General features: G+C 69.8%; 18 protein-coding genes and 1 pseudogene. 6 read left to right on the plus strand and 13 right to left on the minus strand.

The window, feature by feature from the left end:
* Nucleotides 1–221: 221 nt before the first annotated feature.
* The 3 genes from AB0L06_RS42705 to AB0L06_RS42715 all read right to left on the minus strand — a co-directional run bounded on the left by AB0L06_RS42705 (nucleotide 222) and on the right by AB0L06_RS42715 (nucleotide 4,632).
* Nucleotides 222–971, minus strand: a complete 750-nt coding sequence (locus tag AB0L06_RS42705; protein ID WP_500237434.1) for a thioesterase II family protein — start codon at nucleotides 969–971, stop codon at nucleotides 222–224.
* Nucleotides 972–997: 26 nt separating this feature from the next.
* Nucleotides 998–2,236 (minus strand): cysteine desulfurase-like protein, encoded by a 1,239-nt coding sequence (locus AB0L06_RS42710; protein ID WP_500237436.1) that lies wholly within the window; start codon nucleotides 2,234–2,236, stop codon nucleotides 998–1,000.
* Between the two features lie 170 nt (nucleotides 2,237–2,406).
* Complete coding sequence (locus AB0L06_RS42715) at nucleotides 2,407–4,632, minus strand: hypothetical protein (protein ID WP_500237438.1); 2,226 nt, start codon at nucleotides 4,630–4,632, stop codon at nucleotides 2,407–2,409.
* 838 nt (nucleotides 4,633–5,470) lie between these two features.
* On the opposite strand from AB0L06_RS42715, the gene AB0L06_RS42720 reads away from it, so the two are divergent.
* From AB0L06_RS42720 to AB0L06_RS42730, 3 genes are all read left to right on the plus strand, one after another.
* The gene (locus AB0L06_RS42720; RefSeq protein WP_500237439.1) at nucleotides 5,471–5,665 is read left to right on the plus strand and encodes a CsbD family protein; all 195 of its coding nucleotides are present in this window, start codon (nucleotides 5,471–5,473) and stop codon (nucleotides 5,663–5,665) included.
* Between the two features lie 199 nt (nucleotides 5,666–5,864).
* On the plus strand, nucleotides 5,865–6,026 hold the full coding sequence (locus tag AB0L06_RS42725) for a hypothetical protein (protein WP_500237441.1): 162 nt from the start codon (nucleotides 5,865–5,867) through the stop codon (nucleotides 6,024–6,026).
* 343 nt (nucleotides 6,027–6,369) lie between these two features.
* Nucleotides 6,370–7,566, plus strand: coding sequence for a hypothetical protein (locus AB0L06_RS42730; RefSeq protein WP_500237442.1), 1,197 nt, complete (start codon nucleotides 6,370–6,372; stop codon nucleotides 7,564–7,566).
* A gap of 140 nt (nucleotides 7,567–7,706) precedes the next feature.
* Here AB0L06_RS42730 and AB0L06_RS42735 read toward each other — a convergent pair whose 3' ends face one another.
* Nucleotides 7,707–8,168, minus strand: coding sequence for a pyridoxamine 5'-phosphate oxidase family protein (locus AB0L06_RS42735; RefSeq protein WP_500237444.1), 462 nt, complete (start codon nucleotides 8,166–8,168; stop codon nucleotides 7,707–7,709).
* Nucleotides 8,169–8,402: 234 nt separating this feature from the next.
* Nucleotides 8,403–8,987, minus strand: coding sequence for an Rv1733c family protein (locus tag AB0L06_RS42740; protein ID WP_500237446.1), 585 nt, complete (start codon nucleotides 8,985–8,987; stop codon nucleotides 8,403–8,405).
* 833 nt (nucleotides 8,988–9,820) lie between these two features.
* Between AB0L06_RS42740 and AB0L06_RS42745 the strand changes: the two are divergent.
* A pseudogene (locus AB0L06_RS42745) lies at nucleotides 9,821–10,599 on the plus strand (transposase).
* A gap of 190 nt (nucleotides 10,600–10,789) precedes the next feature.
* Here AB0L06_RS42745 and AB0L06_RS42750 read toward each other — a convergent pair.
* Nucleotides 10,790–11,329: an SMI1/KNR4 family protein gene (locus AB0L06_RS42750; RefSeq protein ID WP_500237447.1), complete on the minus strand. Its 540-nt coding sequence runs from the start codon at nucleotides 11,327–11,329 to the stop codon at nucleotides 10,790–10,792.
* Between the two features lie 410 nt (nucleotides 11,330–11,739).
* Nucleotides 11,740–12,126 (minus strand): hypothetical protein, encoded by a 387-nt coding sequence (locus tag AB0L06_RS42755; RefSeq protein WP_500237449.1) that lies wholly within the window; start codon nucleotides 12,124–12,126, stop codon nucleotides 11,740–11,742.
* Nucleotides 12,127–12,541: 415 nt separating this feature from the next.
* Between AB0L06_RS42755 and AB0L06_RS42760 the strand changes: the two genes are divergently transcribed.
* Together AB0L06_RS42760 and AB0L06_RS42765 are read left to right on the plus strand one after the other, a co-directional pair.
* Nucleotides 12,542–14,101, plus strand: a complete 1,560-nt coding sequence (locus AB0L06_RS42760) for an amidohydrolase (protein WP_500237451.1) — start codon at nucleotides 12,542–12,544, stop codon at nucleotides 14,099–14,101.
* 72 nt (nucleotides 14,102–14,173) lie between these two features.
* Nucleotides 14,174–15,004, plus strand: coding sequence for an aldo/keto reductase (locus AB0L06_RS42765; RefSeq protein WP_500237453.1), 831 nt, complete (start codon nucleotides 14,174–14,176; stop codon nucleotides 15,002–15,004).
* Nucleotides 15,005–15,049: 45 nt separating this feature from the next.
* On the opposite strand, the gene AB0L06_RS42770 is transcribed toward AB0L06_RS42765, so the two are convergent.
* The 6 genes from AB0L06_RS42770 to AB0L06_RS42795 form a co-directional block, all read right to left on the minus strand.
* Complete coding sequence (locus tag AB0L06_RS42770; RefSeq protein WP_500237455.1) at nucleotides 15,050–16,762, minus strand: FAD-dependent oxidoreductase; 1,713 nt, start codon at nucleotides 16,760–16,762, stop codon at nucleotides 15,050–15,052.
* Between the two features lie 284 nt (nucleotides 16,763–17,046).
* Nucleotides 17,047–17,433 (minus strand): ankyrin repeat domain-containing protein, encoded by a 387-nt coding sequence (locus AB0L06_RS42775; protein ID WP_500237456.1) that lies wholly within the window; start codon nucleotides 17,431–17,433, stop codon nucleotides 17,047–17,049.
* A gap of 122 nt (nucleotides 17,434–17,555) precedes the next feature.
* Nucleotides 17,556–19,208 carry a catalase gene (locus AB0L06_RS42780; RefSeq protein ID WP_500237458.1) on the minus strand — a complete coding sequence of 551 codons (1,653 nt, stop codon included), beginning with the start codon at nucleotides 19,206–19,208 and terminating at the stop codon, nucleotides 17,556–17,558.
* 199 nt (nucleotides 19,209–19,407) lie between these two features.
* On the minus strand, nucleotides 19,408–20,247 hold the full coding sequence (locus tag AB0L06_RS42785) for an MOSC domain-containing protein (protein WP_500237460.1): 840 nt from the start codon (nucleotides 20,245–20,247) through the stop codon (nucleotides 19,408–19,410).
* A 250-nt stretch (nucleotides 20,248–20,497) separates the two neighbouring features.
* Nucleotides 20,498–21,055 carry a hypothetical protein gene (locus AB0L06_RS42790; protein ID WP_500237462.1) on the minus strand — a complete coding sequence of 186 codons (558 nt, stop codon included), beginning with the start codon at nucleotides 21,053–21,055 and terminating at the stop codon, nucleotides 20,498–20,500.
* Nucleotides 21,052–22,470, minus strand: coding sequence for an ATP-binding protein (locus tag AB0L06_RS42795; RefSeq protein ID WP_500237463.1), 1,419 nt, complete (start codon nucleotides 22,468–22,470; stop codon nucleotides 21,052–21,054). Before AB0L06_RS42795 ends, AB0L06_RS42790 begins: the two co-directional genes overlap by 4 nt.
* Between the last annotated feature and the right edge of the window lie 144 nt (nucleotides 22,471–22,614).

The following is a 22,614-nucleotide window of genomic DNA, read 5'->3' on the forward strand; positions in this document are numbered from 1 at the left end:
TTATAACTGGTGTGGTTACTGGAGTTCAGAGGTTTGCTCTTCCTATCTCCCTTCCCACGTTCTGGACGCCGCCGCCCAGTCCGCCCAGGGCGCGCGAGATGCCCGGCCGGAAACCCCGGCCGGGCATCTCGCCGAACTCATGACGCCGGCCAATTGATCAACAGTGCGCGGCGTGCCCTGAGTATGTTCCGGGAGCGGGACGGGAAGGTCTCCCCGCCCGGTCAGCGCCCACCTGACAGATTTTCGAAAATGCGTTCGACCACGGCCGCCTGATCCTCCCTCAGGAAGAAATGCCCGCCCGGAAACGTGTGCGATGAGAAATACGCGGTGGTGTGATCGGCCCATCCGCGCGCGTCCTCGGCAGTGGCGCTATCGTCCTGTTCCCCGACAAGCGCCACGACAGGGCAGTCGAGCTTCGGGCCCGGCCGGTACCGGTAGGTCTCGACCGCACGGTAATCGCTGCGCAACGGCGGAAGGATCATCTCCAGGACGGACGCGTCCTCCAGGATGCGCGGATCAGTGTCGCTCGTCCGCTTCAGGTGCTCCACCAGCCCGGCGTCGTCCAGCAGATGGACCGCGCTCTCCCGCTGCACCGCGGGCGAGCGCCGCCCGGACAGGAACAGCACCGAGGGGTGCGCGTCCAGTCGTTCCTTCATCCGGGTGGCCACCTCGAAGGCGATGACCGCGCCCATGCTGTGCCCCAGGAACGCCACGGGCTCCTTCATCAGCGGCTCCAACGCGGTGAACGCCGCGTCGGCGAACTCGTCGATCGTGGCCGGGAGGGGCTCGCGTATGCGGTCCTGCCGACCGGGGTACTGCACGGCCAGAACCCGCAGTGAGCGGCTCAGCGCCTCCGACAGCGGGCGGAAGTAGGTGGCCGAGCCGCCCGCGTGCGGGAAGCACACCAAGGTCGGCGCGTCGTCCGGGCCGGAATGGAAGCCGCGGAGCCAGAGGTCGTCCAGGTCGGTCATCGATAGATCATCCGTTCTCTCATCGTTCAGCGAGTTCGAGAGAGCCCGGGCACGCGCCCGAGCTCGGCCAGGCCCTCCAGCAGACGGTCGGTATCCTCGGCCGAGCTGTAGGGGGCGAGCCCGACGCGCACTCCGCCCTCGTCGCCCAGCCCGAGTCGGTGTGCCGCGTCCACCGAATAGAAGGTGCCCACCCCGGTGTCGACTCCCCGAGCGGCCAATCGGCGGTGCACCTCGCGCGGCACGTGGCCGTCGACGGTGAGCAGCAGCGTCGGGACACGGTGGCGCGCACGCGAGTGCAATGTCACGTTCCCCAGTCCGGCCAGTTCGCTCTCGAGCCGAGCACGCAGCGCGTCCTCATGGGCCTCCACGGCCGCCATCGAGGCGACGATCCGCTCCCGGCGCGTCCCGCTGGGCGGCGCGGCCAGCTCCGCCACGAAGTCGACGAGGGCGGTCATCCCCGCGAGGACGCCGTAGGGGAGGATGCCCAGCTCGAACCGTTCGGGGACTGTGTCGGGCGAGGCCGCCAGCTTGTCCGGCTCCAAGGCGTGCAGCAGTTCCGGCCGCGCGGCAAGCACCCCCAGGTGCGGCCCCATGAACTTGTAGGCCGAGCAGGTGAGCAGGTCCGCGCCAAGCCCGGCGAAGTCGACGGCCGTGTGCGCGGTGTACTGGGCGGCGTCGACCTGCACGAGCGCCCCGACCTCGTGCGCCAGCCGGGCGATCTCCGCGACCGGGGGACGGGTTCCGACCAGGTTGGACGCGGCGGTCACCGCGACCAGGCGTGTGCGTTCCGACAGCACCTCGCGCACGTGCTCGACCGTCAACTCGCCCCGGACGGGGTCGAAGTCGGCCCAGCGGACGGTGGCCCCGGCGGCGGCCGCGGCCTCCGCCCACGGCCGGGCGTTGCACTCGTGGTCGAGCCGGGTCACCACCACCTCGTCCCCCGGCCCCCAGGTACGGGCGAGGGTTCGGGCGAAGTCGTAGGCGAGCTGGGTGGAGCTGCGTCCGAAGACGATGCCCTGCGGGTCGGCGCCGAGCAGGTCACCGAGCGCCGCCCGGGCCTTCAGCACGATCTCCTCGGCGTTGCGTTCGCCGGCGGTCCACTCGCCTCGGTTGCACAGTGGGCTCGACAGCGCATCCGCAATCGCCTCGATGACGGGCTGGGGCACCTGCGTGCCGCCCGGCCCGTCCAGGTGCGCGGATCCGGCCTTGAGCGCAGGGAACCAGGCCCGGACTGCATTGACGTCGTAGGGAGGGGAGTACGGCACAAGCGCTCCGTGGGTGTCGGCAGCTGGTCCTCCGACGAGGATCTCCGCCCGGCTCCCCGAAGACCATGAGAAACAGGTGGCAGAAATGCCCACCACACCCCGGCCGGATCCACCTCCACCCTTATGACCTGCAGGAACGCGGCGACGCGGTCGGCGGCAGTCCCGGGGCCCTACGCGGGCGGGGTCGTCGCCAGCGCGGCGGTGCGGACGAGGTCGGCCACGGTGCCGGAGAAGGTCGGGAGCATCCGCAGCGCGAGGGCCCAGGCGTCACGGGACGGGTCCAGGTGCTCGCGGACGAGCGGGGCGAGCGCGGCCACGGCGTCCGGGCGGCTGCTCATGGTCTCCAGGACCTTGTCGGCCGGATGCGCGAGGGCGATCACCTGCTCCCAGGTCACCACGCCCTCGTCGACCGCGCCGCACAGCCACCAGCTCGCCGGGTGTCCGCCGAGGATCTCCTTCGGCGTCTCGTCCTCGATGAGGGTGTCGGTGTACTCGATCCACCGCCACCGGCGGCGGCCGGCCTCGTCGCGGACCGGCTGCGGGCACTCGGGGATCCCGGACAGGCCGAGTAGGGAGAGCGTGCCGAGCTCGCCGCGCCGGTGCGCGGCGACGAGTTCGTCCCAGTGCCACAGATGCGCCTCGCGGAACACCTCCGCCGAGGGGTGGGAGGAGTTCTCGCGGATGTGGTCGAGCTGGGCCTCGGCCGTCTCGGCCTCGGTGACGGTGGCGCGCAGCTCCGCCAGGGCCTCGGCGGGGTCCGGCTTCGCGAGCAGCTTGGTGACGGGGCCCCGCACCTCCTTGCGGATGACCTTGCGGGAGAACACCAGTCCCTCGGGCTCGTTGTCGAGGAGGTGACGGACGGCCGCCGGCCCCTTGCGGTCCCACAGGTTGAGGAGCAGGCGCAGCTGTGGGGTGATGCCGCGCACGCGCACCATGCTGAGGATGTACCGCTGGAGCCGTTCGTCGGAGCAGCTGACGGCGTCGCGGGCGCGGAAGCCGCCGTCACGCTTCAGGAGGCGTTCGACCAGGCCTTTGTCGATGCGTCCGGAGAGGAGCCGTTCCCGCTGGAGGCCGGTCGCGCCGTTCCGGATGAACAGGCGGGCGTTGACGACCGGGTCGCCCTGGCCCATCAACGTCTCGATCGCCTCGGCGGTGATCGAGGGACGCTGCGCCAGCGCGAGCCGGTAGCGCTTCGGCCGGGCGCGCATCGCGAAGTCCAGCCACTCGTCGTGCCAGGCGCCCTGGCCGAACAGGTCGGCGACGGTGCGGTCGTCGAAGTGCTTCAGGAGCTTCAGCTGCGTCTCGACGGGCGCGAGGTCCAGCAGGGCGACGAACTTCGCCCGCGTCCCGGAGACGGACGCGACGGCGTCCCAGGCGGGCAGGTCGCCCGCGCCCGGCCAGCTCGTCGTCTTGGCCCCCTTCTTCTTGGCCACGGCGGCCTCGGCTCCGGCCTCGGCGAGCAGGTCGGCGAGATCGCCGCGGTAGCGGGGCAGGCGGGCCCGGACCGTCCGCCATGCCTCCACGTCGTCGCCCAAGTGCTCGGCGACCAGCGCGGGCGGGACGATCTGGCCCGCGGCGACCTCGGCGGACGACGCGACCTCGCGCAGGTCGGCAGGACAGTCGGCGCGTGCCGTCAGGGCCTGGAGCACCGGCGGGACGAACGGGCGGTCGGCGTGCGCGCGACGGACCGCCTCCCAGTCGACGTGGTCGCGCAGGCCCAGCAGTTCCACGAGGTCGCCGGACTCCGCGTCCTCGTAGAGCTCCTCGATCAGGCCGTCGGTGCCCTCGGCGACGGCCACCGCCTCGTGCAGCACCGCGACGTCCCCGTCGGCCAGCACGATGCGCAGGACCTCGGCGACCGCCGGGCGAAGCCCGCTCCGGTCGATATCGCTCAGCCGCGCGAGGCCGCCGTCGTGGTCGTGGACGGTGAGCAGCGCGCGCAGCTGCTCGGCGCGCGTGAGTTCCGAGCCGACGTCGGCGAGCGTCGCGCGCGCCGCCCCGTCCACCGGGCACACCACCTGGGCGCGACGGCGGGACGTCGAGCGCCGGTTCAGCTGCTCCAGGACGCCGTGGGGCCTCGTCGTCCAGTCGTCGCCCGGGCGCGGGGCGGCCAGCGCCTCGCGGCAGGCGCGCAGCGACCATCGGCGACCGCCGAAGTCGACGGCGTGGACCACGTCCCGGACGCCGGTCGCGGTGAGGCGGATCTGGAGGGCGACGTCGCCTCCGACGACGGCGTCGTTGTCCGCCAGGAACTGGAGCGGCCCGGAGCGTCCCCCTTCCAGGAGCGCCTCGACGAGGCGCTCCGGGAGCGGCCCGGCCGACAGCGACCTGCCGAAGCAGTCGGGGAGCGAATCCAGCAGCGAACGCCATTCGCGCAGGTCGGAGGCCGCGAACAAGGCGGAAAACGCGCTCTGGTCGGTGTCGATGAGAAGCTCCCGAGGACGTCCGGCGGGCACGCGGGATGCCCGTTTCGGCCGGGAAGCGTAGTACCCGAAAGTTGATCTTCGCCACCGCTTCCCCGGAACCGGCCCGGCGCATTCCCACCCCGGCGGGGGCGAGCCACTGCACGAGCATCGCCCCGAAGCCGTCGCGCTCGCTCCGCGGCACGCGGCTCAGCGCGTGGTACCCGCTTTCGATCGCTCCCCGGAGGACTGCGGCGGGGCGCCGGGGTCTGGAGGTGGGACATCGAGCCGTAGCGGGCAACGGGCGCCGCGTACTCGGCCGGGTTGTGGAACTCGATGCAGCGCGCACTTGCCGTTGTCGTAGGCGACCGTGGAGTACCGCGACGAGTTTCGAGCTTCTCGCCGTCGAACGTGAGCCAGGTCAGAAAGAGATTCGGGGCATCGCTCGGGGGCCCTTTTCGTTCCCCAAGTACCCGGGGGCCAGCTGCACCAGGCCTACGCGGACTTGCGGCCGAACACCAAGTTCGATGGCCTCCGTGCTCTTGGGGGGGTCACTGCTAAAGCTGATGCTGGTGCCCTCCTCCGTGACTGCCGTGGACGAGTGCCCGCGGAGATCGGCGATGTCCTCGATCGGCACCCCGCTGGCACTCGTGATCGAGACGAAGGCGACGAGCGCGTCTCCGGGGCCGTGCGTCTTGCTCGGCTGGGGGCGCACCGCCACTTCGACCAGGTCATCGCGATGCCTTCGCGTGACCGAACGCACCTGCCCGCTTGCATAGTCCGGTGTCGACCGGGCACGTGCGACGTGTACGGCGGATCGAAGGGAGGAGACATGGGTTTCCTCGACAAGCTCAAGAACAAGGCGCAGCAGAGCAAGGGACGCGGCAAGGAGGCGGCCGGGCGGGCTGCCGACGACCCTTATCTGGAAGCCGAGGGGCGCAAGGACCGTGCGGCCGGCGGTGCGAAGCAGGTAGGCGAGAAGGCCAAGGATGCCGCCCGCGAGATCCGCAGGAGCACCGAGCGGTGATCCTGCTCCAGTGGCTGGGACTTCTGACGTGCCCCTAGCCGTTGGTTGAACCTCGCTCCCCTGATTCCTGCCATCGCGTTCGGAACAACGGCGGTGATGGTGTCGCCTTCCCCACCGGGGCGCAAGCCCCGGTGGGGACTCAAATTCGGGTGACGTCCTGTACTGGAAGACGAGCCCCGAGGACCCGGAAGCATGGCCGGTGGTCGTCCGCACCGGCAACGCCGAGTGGCACGAGTTCCCGGTCGGCGTCGTGGAGTTCCTGACCGGCATGTATAGGCGCACCCTCGATGTGCCGGGCATGCCCGACAACTTCCCCGATGACGACCCGGAGGTGCTGGGCCTGAGCGACCAGATCGACTGACCGCCGGCTGAGCCCCACCGAACCCCCCTTCGGGGGGGCTCCTCGCATGCAGACGACCGTCGGGTCAATATCGGCAGGTGGACGATGTGGGTTCGCCGTCGCTGACAGAACGCAGTACAGATCTCAGATGGACGGAGCCGCACCTACTCCCAGAGCTCCGCTGCAGCTCAGCAGAGGCCGACTGCCTCGTCGAGGCCATCACCGTTCTGCATGCCACCAGATCATGGTCTGAGGTTTGACAGTCTTGCTGTGCGCTCTTCGGGGCGTCAGGTGATCATGGCGTTGGCGTCGTCCGGACGTTGGCCGCTGTGGCCGGCGCGCGACTCTTGAGGGAGATCTGGCAGTGGCCGTTCGAACCCGTTTGAGCTTCCGGTCCCGTGGACTCGGCGCAGTGGTCGCGGCGGTGTTGCTGGTCGCCGTGCCTGGCGTCGCCGAAGCCGACGGCGGTCCTCCGGGGTCGGTGGTGTCCAACTATGAGACTGCGACGGGTGCGGTTCTGGAACGTGATGCTGGGCAGAGCTCGCCGATTCCAGGGCAGCCTGGCAAGAGTCTGTGGGTGTTCGGCGATACGCCGATCGCGGTCAACGGTTCCGTTTGCGATTCGTGCTTCATTCCCGGCAGTACGGCCGCCGTCGGCACGGACACGCCTGGCAAGGTGCCGACCGGGCTCAGCGAGCTGCCCACACCGCCTGCGGCGCCGGCCCTTCCCAACAGCGGCGCACCAAAGGTGTTCCTCCCGAATCGGACCGATCTGAAACTCCCGGGCGGGGCGGGGTGCGGCACCGGTGGGTATTCGGCGTCCTGGGTGTCGGGCGCGACGCCGGGGCCTGACATGCCCTTGCGCTACGGCGGGACCTCCTATGACGCCCGCAAGCTCGTCTTCCTCATCTACGGCACGTTCTGCGTGACGAAGAGCGCGATGATCAACGAGGGGTTCGCCGCGACGTTCTACGACCCGGTCGCCAACGCCTTCGTCGCTCCGTCGACCATCTTCGGCCAGGCACCGGACGGTACCGAGAGGCCGTGGCAGGAGAATCTCAGCTCGCCGGTCTTCTCCTCGGACGGCTATCTCTACATGTACGCCACCTGCAGTCCGTTCAAGTGTTCAGGCGGCGGAAGCACGACCGTCGTCCGGACCCCAGTGAGCAAGTGGAATAGCGGCTCGTCCTACCAGTGGGCGGCCTCGGCCTCGCCTACCGGCGGGGTCACCAGCTGGACTAGTGCGTCCGCCCAGGCCGTGACCGTCCTGCCCGGGCAGGCGGCGCTCACTCAAGTGGACGTCAAGTCCTATCCGGGCCACGGGCTGATCATGCTCGGGCAGACCGACTTCAACGGCGCGTACCAGAAGTGGACGGCTTCGTCCCCGGCGGGCCCATGGAAGGCAGGGTCCTCTGGTCGGCTCGGCGAGTGCGCCACCTACACCAATAACTGGTGCTACGCGTTCACCGGACATCCCGAGTTGAGCACCTCGGCCGGGGCGATGGTGTCGTACTACCGGCCCGACAGCAACCGCATACGGATGGACGTCATCCCTTGGTAGCAGCGGAGCTGCTGGAGCTGCGGTACCGCGGGCACTGGGGAGGCGACCTCACCTGCTTCCAGGACCGGCTCCAGGTCGCGCTCCACCCTGGTGTCGTGCTGCCCGCTCGCGCATCCCGAGTTCAGCCCGGGCGCGGAGGATCAGGCGTCCGGTGGGCACCAGGGGCCCTGGTGGACGGTCGGGCCTTCGCCGAGGTGGAGGGGCAGGCGGCGACCGGTGATCTCGTGTGGGGTGATCCGGACGAAGGACGCGCCCGGCAGGTCGAACCATGCGGTGGGGCAACGCCGCGCCAGCCGGTCGGCTTCGGCGGGATCGTCGACGATCCGGGCCGGCCCATGGATCAGGACGCTCCAGCCTGTGCGGAGCGCGGGTTCGGCGTCGTCGGCCTCGAAGGCGAGTTCATGGCTCGCTCTCGCCGCCTCCAGCTTGTCGCCCGGGGCCGTTCGGAAGACCACGGTGCCTTCGTCCAGGAGGAAGTTCACCGGCAGCACGACGGTGCGCCCGTCGTCGCCGGTCCAGGCGACGCGTCCGACTGTGGCGGTCTCCAGCAGTCGCAGGCAGGCGGGTCGCTCGAGGACATCGGGAGAGGCTGGTCCAGTCATCAGCAATGTCCTGTCTCGCGAGGGGCGAAGGGGAAGCAGAGTGGCGGCGTCGCCTGGCCTCGACTTTCGAGGACGGCGTCGCCGACATGTCCATTCCAGCTGCCGCCAGGCCGTGTCCATAGGGCCGGACGGCCCGTCTGTCAGGGACCTTGGTCCGTCCGTCCGCCAGGGCGGACGGACGGATGCCCTTCGCATGCCGCCGCGTTCGTTCGGACGCGCGGTGTTCCGGCGGGCTCAGCGGGTGGGGTGGCGGTCGAAGCTGGTCCAGGCGGTGTCCCACAGGCGGGAACGCACGCGTTCGCAGCGGCGGCGGAACAGCAGGTAGACCAGGGCAAGGGGCGCGGCCACGACGATGCATAGCGCGCCGACGGCGACGACGGTGTCGCTCACCGTCCTTGCATGGGAACGTGGTGGGTCGGCGGTGAGGCGGGTCGGGGTGGCCCAGAGCTGCACGGCGTCGCCGACGGCCGTGGCACGGGCCGTGGTGTAGGAGCCGACGATGTGGTGGCCGTCGGAGGCGGTGCCTGTGACTTCCAGCCGAAAACCGCGCCTGCGTTCGGTCACGCCCGTCACAACCGCCGACACCGGACTCCATGTTGCGGCCTCGGCGTGCTCGACCCGGACGCCGTGGTCATAGGACGACGCGCCCGCACGAAGGGAACCAACCAGCGCGGCGACGAGGAAGAAGGCCACGAGGGCCAACCCGAGAAGCCGTTGGTGGCGGTCCACGTCGCGGCGCAGGGGGTTGCCGTCGAAGCCGCACAGGCGGCGAAGGGCGCCGAGCCGCGACCGCGGCCCGGGGTGGCGCGAACGGCTCATCATCGGCTCCTCGGTCGTCCTGGAGCACAGGCTAGGGAGCGGGCACGGTCCCGGCCCAGGGCCGAGGGGCCCATCGGCGCACGGACCATGGGTCCCTCCGACCAGCGCGGACCGAGGGACGAACGTCCCGGCTTCAGGGGGCCAAAGCGCCTTTGCGCGGAACGACTCCCCCGGTGGTGAACAGGGTGCCGACATAACGCCAGCGTGAGGAAGCGAGAGCACGATGACTGCCTCCGAACAGGGCCATGTCCCGTGTCACCCCGCGTCCACAGGCCCGAACAGGAGCCCCGCCGGTAGCCAACAAGGCCGAGCGGATCAAAGCCACCAGAAGGAGCACGGCCCATGCACCGGCGAGCTGGAGCTCCGAACACAGGCTGGACACCAGTCGCCGACACCATGTGATCCACGAAGACCCAAGCCAGGAAAGCCGTTGCGGGTGGTTCACCCAAGCTGGTGATCTCCGTCTGGACACCCGGGCCGAACCCCGCATGCGCGGGGGCACGATTTGGGTGCCGGTGTCGGCCCTCTCGAAGGGACCATCCCCGCGTGTGCGAAGCCGACACCTCTTGACCTGGGAGTCTGTGTGGCGGAACGTGGATTTTCATTTAGTTGGACTTCAGGACTGACTGGTGTCCGTGCGGCGACAACGACACCGTAGCTGGTGAAGATTCTGGTGGTTTGATGCTTTGAGATCCCCTCTGTTGTTTGGGCTGCGGTGGGAACGCGGCGGCGGCTGACCTGACCGGATCAGCCTGGACGTCAAGGTCGGCCCCCGAAACGCCTGGCCAAGGGCTGTCCCGTAGCGGTCGGGGCCCGGCGGCGATGATCTTGGTGTGGAGCAGGTGTTCTGTGCGGATGACCGGGTGTGGGTGCCGATGTTCACGGGGTTGTCGGTGCGGCAGTTCCGTCGTCTGGTGCGGGTTGTTGCAGGTCGGGGTGGTGAGCAGACCGGGACCGGTCGCCGGTGGGGTCTGCCGCTGGCCGACCGGGTGCTGCTGATCGCGGTGTACTACCGCACGAACGCGGGCGATGCGGCAGGTCGCGTTGTTGTTCGGGATCTCCAAGTCGGCCGCGCACCGGATCGTGGACCATCTGGCGCCGTTGCTGGACCTGGCCCCGACCTCCCGGCGGCACGGCCCCGACACGGTACTGATCGTGGACGGCACGCTGGTGCCCGCCCATGACCGCGCCATCACCGCATCGTCGAAGAACTACCGGTTCTCGGTGAACATGCAGGTCGTGATCGACGCCAACACCCGCCTGGTGACCGCGGTCGGCCGTCCGGTGCCGGGCAACCACAACGACTGCACCGCCTACCGCGACTCGGGAGTCGAGAAGGCGGTCGGGGACGCGCACATGATGGCCGACGGCGGCTACCAGGGAAACCCGCAGGTCATCATGCCCTACCGCAAACCCCGCAACGGCCGTGAGCTGCTCGCATGGCGGGTCGAGCTCAACACCGTCCACAAACGCGTCCGAGCTCGCGTCGAACACGCCTTCGCCCAGAGGAAGTGGTGGAACATCCTGCGGAACTGCCGCCGCAAACACGGGCGGCGTCCTGCACGCCACCCGCGGCATCGCCCTCATGCACAACCTGACCCTGGCCAGCTGAGCCAGCCACCAACAGCCCGACGACATCGTTTGCCGTCCGGCACCCGCTGACCATTACGGGACAACCTTTAGCCCGGCCTTGTCCAGAAGCACGGACGCTGTCGGTCTGAGGTGCGGTCGCGGGTTCTAGAGAACCGGGGCGGGCTCTGCCCGGGAGCCCTCTGCGCAGATGGGGCTGATCGCCAGCCGGATCAGGTTGATCGTCCTGTGGTCAGCCAAGTGTTGTACCAGGGGCGGAAGCTGTCACCGAGGGGGTGAATGCCCATGTCACTGCATCGGCCGTCCAGCCAGAGGTTGCCGCGTTCGGGTCCGGTGATGACCAGCCGGATGATGTAGCCGCAGCCCTCGTGGACGATCGGCAGCGATCCGGTGATGTGGTCATCGTCCTCGTAGCCCGGTGTGTCGTAGGGCGGGTCCCAGGGGCGGTCGTGCGGAAACGCGGTGCGTAGGAAGTCCGGATTTTCGCTGGGCAGTACGTCTTGCGTCGGGTAGTGGTCGAGAGGGAACAGGCCGTAGTACGGTCCGGCTCCGCCGTTGCCGACCCGCAAGAGGAAGTCCCGGTATTCGCCGGGCAGGCGGATGCCGTGCCGACTTTCGAAGGAAGCGAGAGCAGCCCGTGACAGGGGCGGATTCAGCGTGTACTCGTGGGCGCCGGCGCCGAAGGTCTTCAGGTCTGGGTCGGCGCGCCGCATCTCGGCAAGCCCGGTCCGGACCTGGTGCCGGTTCCACATCCGAATGACCCTCGACCTCAGTCCGCGGCCGCGCGCACTTCACCTCGTCCTCGGCTGGCATGAACGCCTCGACCAACTCCCGCGCAACCGCGGACACGCGGCCCGATCGATAGAGGTCCCCGACCTCAGAGATCACCACCAACTCGACACCGATCACCATATCGGCCCCGAGCCCCCTGGCCTATGGCCCTGGCCACGGGTCCCCGCCGACCGCCGTCCGGCAGGCGGGGAGCCACTCGTCCGGCCGCCCCTGCGCCGAGCCAGCCCCCATCATGGACAGAGCCGTGGCCGCCACAACGGCAGCGCCTGCGGGGCCGACCTCTGGTTCGGCCAGGGAGCAGCGGACTGGACGGGGCCATCCCCGCGTGTGCGGGGCCGATTTAGCGGTGGCCTTCACGGACACCACGCGCTCAGGACCATCCCCACCGTTCGACGTATCCGGTGTCGACGGAGCCCGAGGTTGAGCCGACCATCCACCCGTCTGTGGGCGCGTCGATCGAGAAGCCGCCCAGGACGAAGTCCTGCATGTCCGGAACCTGGGCGTACGGTATCGCCCGCCGGCCGCCGCCGTTCCAGCGCAGCATCACCGACCCGCCGTCACCCTGAGGAGCGTCATTGCATCCGGAGCTTCCGCCCCCTTGGCCATAGGTTGCTCCTGAAGCCCACGCGCTGTCCTGACCGGTCGCCACCACGCTGTACAGCGACCCACCGTTCGCCGACGCAGGAACGATGCAGTCCCGCCAGGCGGGCGCCACCGGCTGCACCGCCGCGACCGCCATCGCCAGCAGAGCACTCATGTTGGGCATGATGCCTTCCCTCCAAGAGGGAACGAAATTGCCAATCCCCCGTTATTGCCCCTGCCGCCCCGACCGCTTCCCCCGGCCTGCCCAGCCAACGCCGGACACAACGCCCCCCCTCAGCCCCACCCGCATCGGAGCATTGCATCGGGGCCGTTTCTGTTCCTGGAAGGCGTCGGGGAGCCACCTGCACCGCACTACACAGCCCTGCTGCGGAGCAACACAGAGTCAGCGACCTTCGCCTGTTCACCGGCGCCGTTCCGCACAGCAGTTGAAGGGGCGGAAGGTTACGTCATCTGACGGAATCGGGGGCGATCCGACCGGCCTAGCGTTCCGGGCGTTAGGTATCCGGGGACCATTGGGTGGGCGGGCGCGGAGTGCCGACTTGGTGGTTCGGGCTGCTGCGGTGCACACGATGGTGGCCGGTCAGGCTCCGCAGCGGGCTCTGGCGGTGCGGGGTGACCGGATCGTGGCGGTCTCTCCCGACCCGAACGGCCTCGACCATTTGGTGGGGGCGCGGACCAGGGTGCATGACCTGCCTGGGGCGACGGTGTTGCCCGCGTTCGACGACACTCACACCCACATGGTCTTCGCTGGGCTCGGGGCGGACGATGTGCCCGTCCACCTGGCCCGTGACATCGCCGGGTTCCTGGAACTGATCCGCGAGCGGGCCAAGATCACTCCGGAGGGTGAGTGGATCCGCACGACCACCAATTGGCAGGAACTCAATCTGGCCGAGCGGCGCATGCCCACCGCCGCCGAGCTCGACCGGGCCACCGATCGTCACCCGGTTCTGGTCAAGCGTGGTGGCCACAACGACGTCGTCAACACCTTCGCCCTGCGTCTGGCGGGCATCACCATCGACACCCCTGAGCCGCCGGGCGGCGTCATCGGCCGCGATGCTGACGGGAACCTCAACGGTCGGTTGATCGACAACGCCCAGCGGTTGGTGGAGCGTCTGGTCCCGGCTCCGGACCGGGCGCAGCGTATCGATGGGCTCCGTCTGGCCAGCTCCTGGTACGCCGCCAGTGGCATCGGCACCGTCCGCGACTGTGCTGTCAGTCCCGAGGACTACGCGGTGTTTCGGGATGCTCGCAGGAGTGGGGCGCTCGCCACGCGGGTGCGTGCGCTGCTCCATACCTTCGGTATGTCCAGCGTGTCCCAGGTGGAGGATCTGCTCGACGTCATGGAGGAGTGGCGCTACGACTCCGACCCGTGGCTGCGGGTGTGGGGCGTGAAGTTCGGTCTCGATGGCGGGCTCGAGGCCGGAGCGACCGAACTGCCCTATGCCTGCGATCAGACCTACTCGGGCACCCTCACCTGGGAACCCGATGTCTTCACCCAGGCCGTGGAGGCGGTGGTGCGGCGTGGGTGGCGGGTCGGCACCCACGCCCATGGCGACCGCGCCGTCCGTGTCCTGCTGGATGTCTATCAGCGGGTTCTGGACCGCAACCCGGGTCTGCCCGCCGGGGCGCTGGTGATGGAGCACGGTGCGCTGGTCGGGCCTGAGCAACGTGCCCGTGCGGTGGCGATGGGTATCCCGGTCACCATTCAGCAGCCCCTGCTGCACGACACCGCGGAGGTGGAGACGGGGTTTTGGGGGCCTGAGCGGGTCGCCGCAATGTATCCGGCGCGGGAATGGCTCGACGCGGGTGCGCTGATTGCGGGCGGGTCGGATTTCCCGGTCGGGCGGTTCGGCGCGATGCGGTCGGTGTGGGGCATGATGACGCGGCAGACGGTCATCGGCGTCCAGGGGCCGGAGCACGCCATCACCTATGGCGAGGCCGTCGCCCTGCACACCACCTGCGCGGCCCGGCTGCTCGGGGAGCACGACCTGCGCGGAATGCTCAGCCCCGGACGCCTTGCCGACCTCACCATCTGGGATCGCGATCCCGGCCGCTGCCCTGCCGACGATCTCCGCGATCTCGTTCCCACCCACACCATCGTCGGTGGCGCCGTCGTCGCCAGCCGGTGATCTCCAGGCCGTTCCGCGTGAGGAGCGGCGTGCGGTCGCCTGTCGTCGTGCTGATCGCGGATCATGGTGGGTATGACGAACGACGCTATTTCGAAGGACGGCAGGGCGCGGGTGCTGGCGGACGGCACGGAGCTGCCGCTGCTCGGGCTCGGTGTCTGGCAGGTTCCGGACGGGCCCGAGTGTGTCAACGCGGTCCGCTGGGCCCTTGACGCCGGGTACCGCCATATCGACACGGCCCAGGCCTACGGCAACGAGGCCAGTGTGGGCAGGGCGCTCAAGGAGAGCGGGCTCGACCGTGAGGAGGTGTTCATCACGACGAAGTTCCTCCCCCGTTCTCCGGATCCGGTACGGGCCATGGAGGAGAGCCTGCGCCGGCTCGGCGTCGACCAGGTCGACCTGTACCTGGTCCACTGGCCGCAGGGCGGGCCGCTGTGGGCGTGGACGGGTATGGAGCGCGCCGCGGAGCTGGGGCACGCCCGCTCGATCGGTGTCTCGAACTTCAGTACCTCCGACCTGGCGAGCGTGGCGGCGACCGCCGAGCGGATGCCCGTGGTCAACCAGGTCCACTACAACCCGTTCGCCCACCGGCGGGCGCTGCTCGACGACTGCCTGAACAGGGGCATCGCCCTGGAGGCTTACAGTCCGCTGGGGACTGGGCAGCTCCTTTCGGACGCCGCTGTCGGGGCCGTCGCCGCGGAGGTCGGCAGGACTCCCGCGCAGGTGCTGCTGCGCTGGTGCACGCAGCGCGGGATCCCGGTGATCCCCAAGTCCGTCCACCGTGAGCGCATCGAGCAGAACATGCAGGTCTTCGACTTCGACCTGTCCGACGACGCGCTGGCGCGGCTCGACAGCCTCGACCAGACCGAGGGCACCGGAGAGGCTCTCGAACATCCGTGGTGGTGATGTGCGTCGTGAGGCGTCCGGTCGGCGTTCGGCCGGCCGGGCGGGTCACGGTCGCTCTTGTTCGTCCTGGTGGGCGGTGAACGCGGCGCCCACACCGCCCAGTGCTGACTGGAGGCGTTCGAAGGCCAGGCGGACGGCGACCGATCCCTCACCGATGGCGGCGGCGACACGGCTGACCGAACCGCTGCGGACGTCGCCGACGGCGAAGACGCCCGGCCGGCTGGTCTCCAGGAACAGCGGCGCCGTGGCCGCGTCCTCCAGGTGGGAGGCCGGGATGGCGCTGCCGGTGAGGAGGAAGCCTTGCTCGTCCTCGGCGAGTTGTCCCGCCAGCCAGCCGGTTCCCGGTTTGGCGCCGACGAAGATGAATAGGCCGGTCACCGGCAGTTCTGAGGCGTCCTTGCGGTCCTTGTGGTGGAGTCGCACGGCCTCGAGTCGCTTCTCGCCGACCAACGCGGTGACCTCGGTGGACGTGTGGACGGTGATGTGCGGGTCGCGTTCGATCCGGTCCGCGAGGTAGCGGGACATCGAGGCGTCCATGGACGTCCCGCGGACGATCACGTGGACGGCGGCGCACGGTCTGCTGAGGAAGAGCGCGGCCTGGCCCGCGGAGTTGCCGCCACCGACGACCGCGACCGGCCCGGTCTCGCAGGCTTGGGCCTCGGCCTGCGTCGCCGCGTAGTACACCCCGACACCCTCGAACTCGGTCAGGCGGTCCAGGGGCAGCCGGTTGTAGCGTGCGCCTGTGGCGATGATGACCGATCTCGCCTGGACGGCCTCGCCGTCGTCGAAGGTGACCCGGTGTGCGCCGTCCCGGTACGAGAGCGAGGACGCCCGGGCGGCCAGCTTGATGCGGACACCGAACTTCTGCGTCTGGAGCGTCCCGCGTGCGGCCAGTTCCTCCCCGGACAGGCCCGCCGGGAAGCCCAGGTAGTTCTCGATGCGGGACGAGGTTCCCGCCTGGCCGCCGACCGCGGTGTCCTCGGCGAGCGTCGTGTCCATTCCCTCGGACGCGCCGACGACCGCGGCCGCGAGTCCGGCCGGTCCCGCGCCGACGACGAGCAGGTCGCAGACGCCCGGCGGGTACGAGTCGGCGTCGCCGGAGATCGCCAGGGCGTCCAGGAGGGCGTGGCCGCCGGGGTTCCGTAGCACCGGTCCGCCGGGCACGATGATGATCGGCAGTTCGGCGATCGGGACGTCCAGGCCCTGGAGGATCCCTTCGGCCTCCGGCGACGCCTCCAGGTCGAGCCAGTGCCAGACGAGGCGGTTCCTGGCCAGGACCTCCAGCAGCCGCCGTGTGTTCCGGTCGAAGCGCGAGCCGATCAGCGTCAGGCCGCTGCCGCGGCTGACGAGCGCGGAGTGGCGGAGCAGGAAGGCGCGCAGGATGAGGTCGCTCAGCCCCGGTTCCTGCGCCATCACACGCCGGAGCCGCTCGACCGGCACCGCGAGCACTCGTCCCGCCGAGGTGGTGACGGCGGTGAGGAATGCGCGCTGTCCGGTGAGCATGCCGATCTCGCCGAGGAATTCCGACGGGCCGAAGGAGGCGATGACGGTCGCGTCGGGACGTCCGTACCCCTCGACGATGTCGGCTGTGCCCGCGAGCAGGACGATCAGGTCGTAGGTCTCGTCGCCGTCGGCGAACAGCACGTCCCCGGTAGCCACGTCGCGTTCGCTTCCGTGGGCGCGCAGCAGGGCGAGCTGCGCCTCGTCCAGTGCGGGAGAACGTCCGGGAAGGGAGATCAGGCGGTCGTCCGCGCCCATGGCGCCTCCAGGCGAACGGTCAGGGCTTGCGATGGCCCGAATGCGTTCATTCTGGGCCGGACGCCGAACCCTCGGTATCGGCAATCCGACCGCACCTGGAAGCGCGGTCGTGATCAAGCCGACACGCGTGTTGAGGACCGGATGCGGCGGCGAGTTTCACCATCACGGTGCCGCCCGGCTCCGGGCTCGGCTTTGGACGGGGCTGCACTTGCTCGCGAGTGCCGACGCTGAGTGGGGCGGGTGTGTCCGTCCGGCTGTTGCCTGGTAGGCCGAGGCGGGGTGCCTCAGTTGGTCAGCAGGTGTTCTCGGCCGAACATTGTTGCGGCGGCACGGGCGCTTGGTGTGCCGGTGTCGAGGTTCGCGCCCGCCTCGCGGAGCGTGGTCACGACGTCGTCCGCGCCTTTGAACAGGGCGCCGGCGATGGGGGTCTGGTCGCGGGCGTTGCGCAGGTCCGGATTCGCGCCTCGGTTCAGGAGGGCGCGTACCGTGTCGGCGTGTCCGTGGTAGGCGGCGAGCATGAGCAGGGTGTTCGCCGCGGGGTCGGCCGCGTCGACGGGCAGTCCGTGGTCGACGAACTCCATGAGTTGTTCGGTGTCGCCGTCCCTCGCCAGGTCCATGGCCATCGCCATGATGCGTTCGGTCTGCTCCGACGAGAGTCCGCGGTCACTCATGAGTGTTTCTCCTGGTCATGTCTGCGGGGTCCGGTCGCCGCTCCGGCGTGGTGCACGTGATCGTGTGCCACGCCGGAGCGGCGTTCGCGGGGACGGTCCGAGGGACCGTGGTTGGCGGGGTCTCAGATGTTGCCTGCCGCGAGTGCTTCGATCGCCTTGCGGACGCCTTCGCCGTAGCCGGGGTCGGCCTGGGTGCAGTTGGCGATGTGCCGCTCGATGGTCGCCTGGGAGGCGCCGTTGATCGCGCGGGCGGTGTTCTCGAAGAGCACCTGCTGCTGCTCGGGGGACATGTTCCGGAACAGGTTGCCGGGCTGCTCGAAGTAGTTGTCGTCGTCCTCGCGGAAGTCGAAGCGGTCGGCGAACGCGCCGACGGCCTGGCGCGGCTCGCGGTAGGAGGGCTGCTCCTGCCAGCGACCGTAGGAGTTGGGCTCGATGCCCGGCGTGGCGCCCTGGTTGCCGTCGACGCGCATGGCTCCGTCGCGGTGGTAGGAGTTCACCGGGTTCTTGGGCGCGTTGACCGGGATCTGGTGGTGGTTCACGCCCAGGCGGTAGCGCTGGGCGTCACCGTAGGAGAACAGCCGGCCCTGCAGCATCTTGTCGGGCGAGAAGCCGATGCCCGGGACGACGTTGGCCGGGGTGAAGGCGGCCTGCTCGACGTCGGCGAAGTAGTTGTCGGGGTTGCGGTTCAGCTCCCACTCGCCGACCTCGATCAGCGGGTAGTCCTTCTTGGACCACACCTTGGTGAGGTCGAACGGGTGGTACCGGTAGGTGGCGGCCTCGGCCTCCGGCATGATCTGGACGTAGAGCTTCCACTTGGGGAAGTCGCCGTTCTCGATCGCCTCGAAGAGGTCGCGCTGGTGGGACTCGCGGTCCTTGCCGACCAGCGCCTCGGCCTCGGCGTCGGTGAGGTTCTTGATGCCCTGCTGGGTGCGGTGGTGGAACTTCACCCAGAACCGCTCGCCCTCGGCGTTGACCAGGCTGTAGGTGTGCGAGCCGAAGCCGTGCATGTGGCGGTAGGACGCGGGGATGCCGCGGTCGGACATCACGATCGTGACCTGGTGGAGCGCCTCGGGCAGGTGGGTCCAGAAGTCCCAGTTGTTCTCGGGGTCGCGCAGGTTGGTGCGCGGGTCCCGCTTCACCGCGTGGTTGAGGTCGGGGAACTTCAGCGGGTCGCGGAAGAAGAACACCGGGGTGTTGTTGCCGACGAGGTCCCAGTTGCCCTCGTCGGTGTAGAACTTCAGCGCGAAGCCGCGGATGTCGCGCTCGGCGTCGGCCGCGCCGCGCTCGCCGGCGACGGTCGAGAAGCGGGCGAACATCGCGGTCTTCTTGCCGACCTCGGAGAAGATCTTGGCGCTGGTGTAGGCGCTGAGGTCGTTGGTCACCGTGAAGGTGCCGAACGCGCCCGAGCCCTTGGCGTGCATCCGGCGTTCCGGGATGACCTCGCGGTCGAAGTGGGCGAGTTTCTCCAGGAACCAGACATCCTGGAGGAGCATCGGGCCGCGCGGACCGGCGGTCAGGGAGTTCTGGTTGTCGGGGACCGGCGCGCCGGCGACGGTCGTCAGCGGCTTCTGGTTGTTCTCAGGCAAGGCTTCTCCTGTGCGGATCGTTCGTCGGGTGCTCGTTCGTCGGGTGCTCGTTCGTCGCGCGCGTGGGTGGGACGGCACCTGTGGCGTGTTCCCTCGGCCTCGTCGGGCGCGGCTCGTCACGGGTCCTGGGCGTCGCGGCGTGGGGCCTGGTCCACCGCACAGCGGATGCCGGTGTCCGGGTGGTGGCATGCCCGCGCCTCTCGGCGGCGTGGCGGCCCCTCGGGTGGGTCACCCGCGCCGCCGCTCCTTGCTGTGCGAGGTCCTCGACGAGGGGCATGCCTCGACCCAACTTGCTTTTCTTGAATAAGTCAAGTCTTTGAGATAATCAACCTAATGACCGTCGGGGCAGGTGCCGGGGAGGGCGCTCGGGCGAGCGGACGCGTGGCGTCTACCTGGGCCGCGGCTCGCCGAGCTGGGAGTCGGTCCAGGTGGGGACGGTCAACGCGTCGCCCACGGCGATCTTGCCGGTGCGCAGGACCGAGAACTTGGCGCCGAACGCCACACCGCCGGCCGCGGCGCGGCGATAGGCGGCCAGGGTGCGGAGGGGCTCGGGGCCGGCCTTCTCGCCGCGTTCCTGGTCGACGAGCGTGACGGCGCAGCGGATCGCGAGCTTGGCGTAGGCGAGTTCGGCGTTCCCCGCGACGATGCGGTGTGCGCGGTCCTCCTGGTGCGGCTCGTCCCATCCGTCGATCACGATGTTCGGGCGGAACCTCGACATCGGGATCGGCGGCCCGGGGAGGCGTCGGTTCAGCTCGTCCAGGGTGGCCCGTGAGATGGCGTGCACGGGGCTGCTGTCGGCGTATCCGGAGGTTCCGGGCGTCCGTCCGTCGGCGATCCTGTCGTGCTCCGGTGGCACCCGCACCAGCCTGCTCGCTTTGCCGAGCACCGACGACAGCCATTCGGCGGAGGCGTCGCCTTGATCGATGCCCCGGTAGCTGTTGCCGAACAGTTCGACCCCTTGGCGGGGGGCATCCAGATCGACGTCGATGTCCAGGTCGTCGAATCCGGGCGCACGGAGGGTGAGCCGCCCGCCGCCGGTGTCGACGTCAGGCCGGACGAGTGCCAGCAGAGGGTCGCGCCGCTGGCTCCGGAACGTCCCGTCCTCGTCGACCACCATGAAGCTGCGGTCATGCGCCAGGCCCGCGTCGGTCACCATCGTCTCGCTCAAGGGAACACCGGCACAGCCCTTGACCGGATATGAGATCAGCTCGCTGATCAGCGCCGTCATCTTTCGCCCTCCGTCACATCGCTACGCGCAGGGACGTTACGAGGGAGTCCGGCCGCGAGACCAGAGGCAAGGGCGCTATCTGACGTCGATTGGTGAGGTTCCGCCCCTCAGCCGCCCAGCATGGGCTTCGGCGCCCCGACACCAGGTCTCCTGGATGACGTTGGTCAGCGTGATGAGCAAGCGCGAAACGTCTCCCCCGGGCCTGAGGACCTGTTCGATGCCTCGGCCCGTCGCGTCCGGTACGAGGGGGTCAGTTGGGCGGCGGAACGAGCAGGTCGCGGTAGTCGGCGCACCGGACCTTGGTTCCGGGACGACCGTCCCCCACGTTCAGCTCGACCTCCTTGACCCCGGGGATCGCCTGGGCGGTGCAGGCGATCTGCGCCTGCCAGACACGCGGCCACTTCTCGGGGCGAAGGGTCGTGGCCAGCACCACGGTGACGGTGTCGGCTTCACCGAGCGCGCGGGCGAGTTCAGATGAGCCGCTCTGGGGGCGGACTCCGTCGATGGGCTGGTCAGGCAGCCCGGCGACGATGCCGACGCCGGGCATCGTGCTCGTGTACCCGGCTTTGCGCTCCTTGTCGGTGACGCCGTATCCGAGCTGCCACAACGGCATGCTCGGAGCCCCGGACAGTCCAGGCCGGACCACCGGTGCGAGCCTGCCGTCCTTGATGAAGTAGATCGTGTTGTTGACGGCCGGACCCTGCGCGCTGGGAAGTGGACCGACCTTGGTGATCCCGGTCGTCGGGACGCCGCAGCCGCACGCGAAGGCGAGGACCGCGACGACCAGCGTGACGGGGCGCCTGTTCATTCCGCTCCTTCCAAGGGCAGCCACAGGATGAACACCGCGCCTCGGTCGGGTTCGGTGGACGCCTCCAACGTGCCGCCGTGGAGCAGCGCGTTCTCTCGGGCTATCGCCAGGCCGAGCCCGCTGCCCTCACTCCGGGAACGGGCCGCGTCCGCCTTGACGAACCGGTCGAAGATCACCGGCAGCAGCTCGGCGGGGACGCCCGGTCCCGTGTCCGAGACCGAGAGCTCGAACCCGGGAACTCCGTCGCACTCCTGATGGCGGACACGCAGACGCACCGGTGGACGGCCGTGCCGGAACGCGTTGCCGACCAGGTTGGCCACGATGACGTCGAACCGGCGCGGGTCCAGCCGCGCGACAAGGTCGTCCGGGACCGCCGCATCGACCTGACCCGACCAACCGCGTGCGTCCAGCGTGGCCGCGACCGCGTCGGACACCACCACGTCGTCCAGGACGAGCGCCGCGGCGCCCGCGTCGAACCGGCTGATCTCGATCAGGTGCTCCACAAGGGCGCCGAGCCGTCGTGTCTCGGCCACCACCAACCGCGCCGCCGTCCCGTCCGGATCGTCCTCCAGGACGTCGGTGAGCGCGGTCATCGAGGTGAGCGGGGTGCGCAGTTCGTGCGAGACGTCCGCCACGAACCGCCGCGCCGCCGCCTCCATCGCCCGCAGCTCGGTGACCGTCATCTCCAGGGCGTCCGCCGCCTGGTTGAAGGTGCGGGCCAGGTCGCTCAGCTCGTCCCGGCCCCGCACCTCCACCCGTGTCGCCAGTTCCCCCTCTGCCAGTGCCCGCGCTCCCGCGCCGAGCCGTCGCACCGGCCGCAGGACCCCGCGCGTGGCCACCAGTGCCAGTCCCAGCGCGAACAGCAGCGCGGCGGCGTCCGCCGTGGCCATCGCCTGAGTGAAGGACCGCAGGTCGGCGGCCTCCCGATCCAGGCTGACGCTGACAAGGACGATCGGCGGGGTCGAGCGCTGCGGGTCGGTCGCCGACGTGATGTATCCCGTTATGAACGTCCCGACCAGCAGGTACGGCCGTCCTCGATACCGGACCCGCTGGACGACCATGGCCCGCGTGGCCTTTGCGGAGAACGCGGCCGACACCGGCACGTGGAGCTGGCCGGGCGGGAGTGGCGGCACTGGCCGGTCCAACGGCAGTGTCACCGCATAGGCGCGCTGGCGCCCGTCGGCGGTTCGCAACGCCGCCTCCAGCGTGCCCGACAACACCCGGCCCGCGTCCGCCGGAATCTGGACGGGCACCATCCGCACGACGGTCTGGCGAACCTGCGACACCACGGCGTCCTGCGTGCGTTCCAACATCGCGTCCCGCACCAGGACATAGCCGACCCCGGACGCGAGCACCGAAGCCAGCAGCGCCACAGCGCCGAACGCCGCCGCCATCCGCATCCGCAGGCTCGTCATCGAGCCTCCGCCCTGTACCCGACACCGCAGATGGCGGCAATGCGGACGCCCCGGCCATCACCGCCCATCCCCAGCCCGCTCACCCCGCCGCCCCCGCGAGAACGCTCACCACCGCGTCAGTATGCAACCGTCCATGATCTTGTA

Origin of the sequence: Spirillospora sp. NPDC052269 (genome assembly GCF_040679435.1) — a bacterium.
Classification (GTDB): Bacteria; Actinomycetota; Actinomycetes; order Streptosporangiales; family Streptosporangiaceae; genus Spirillospora.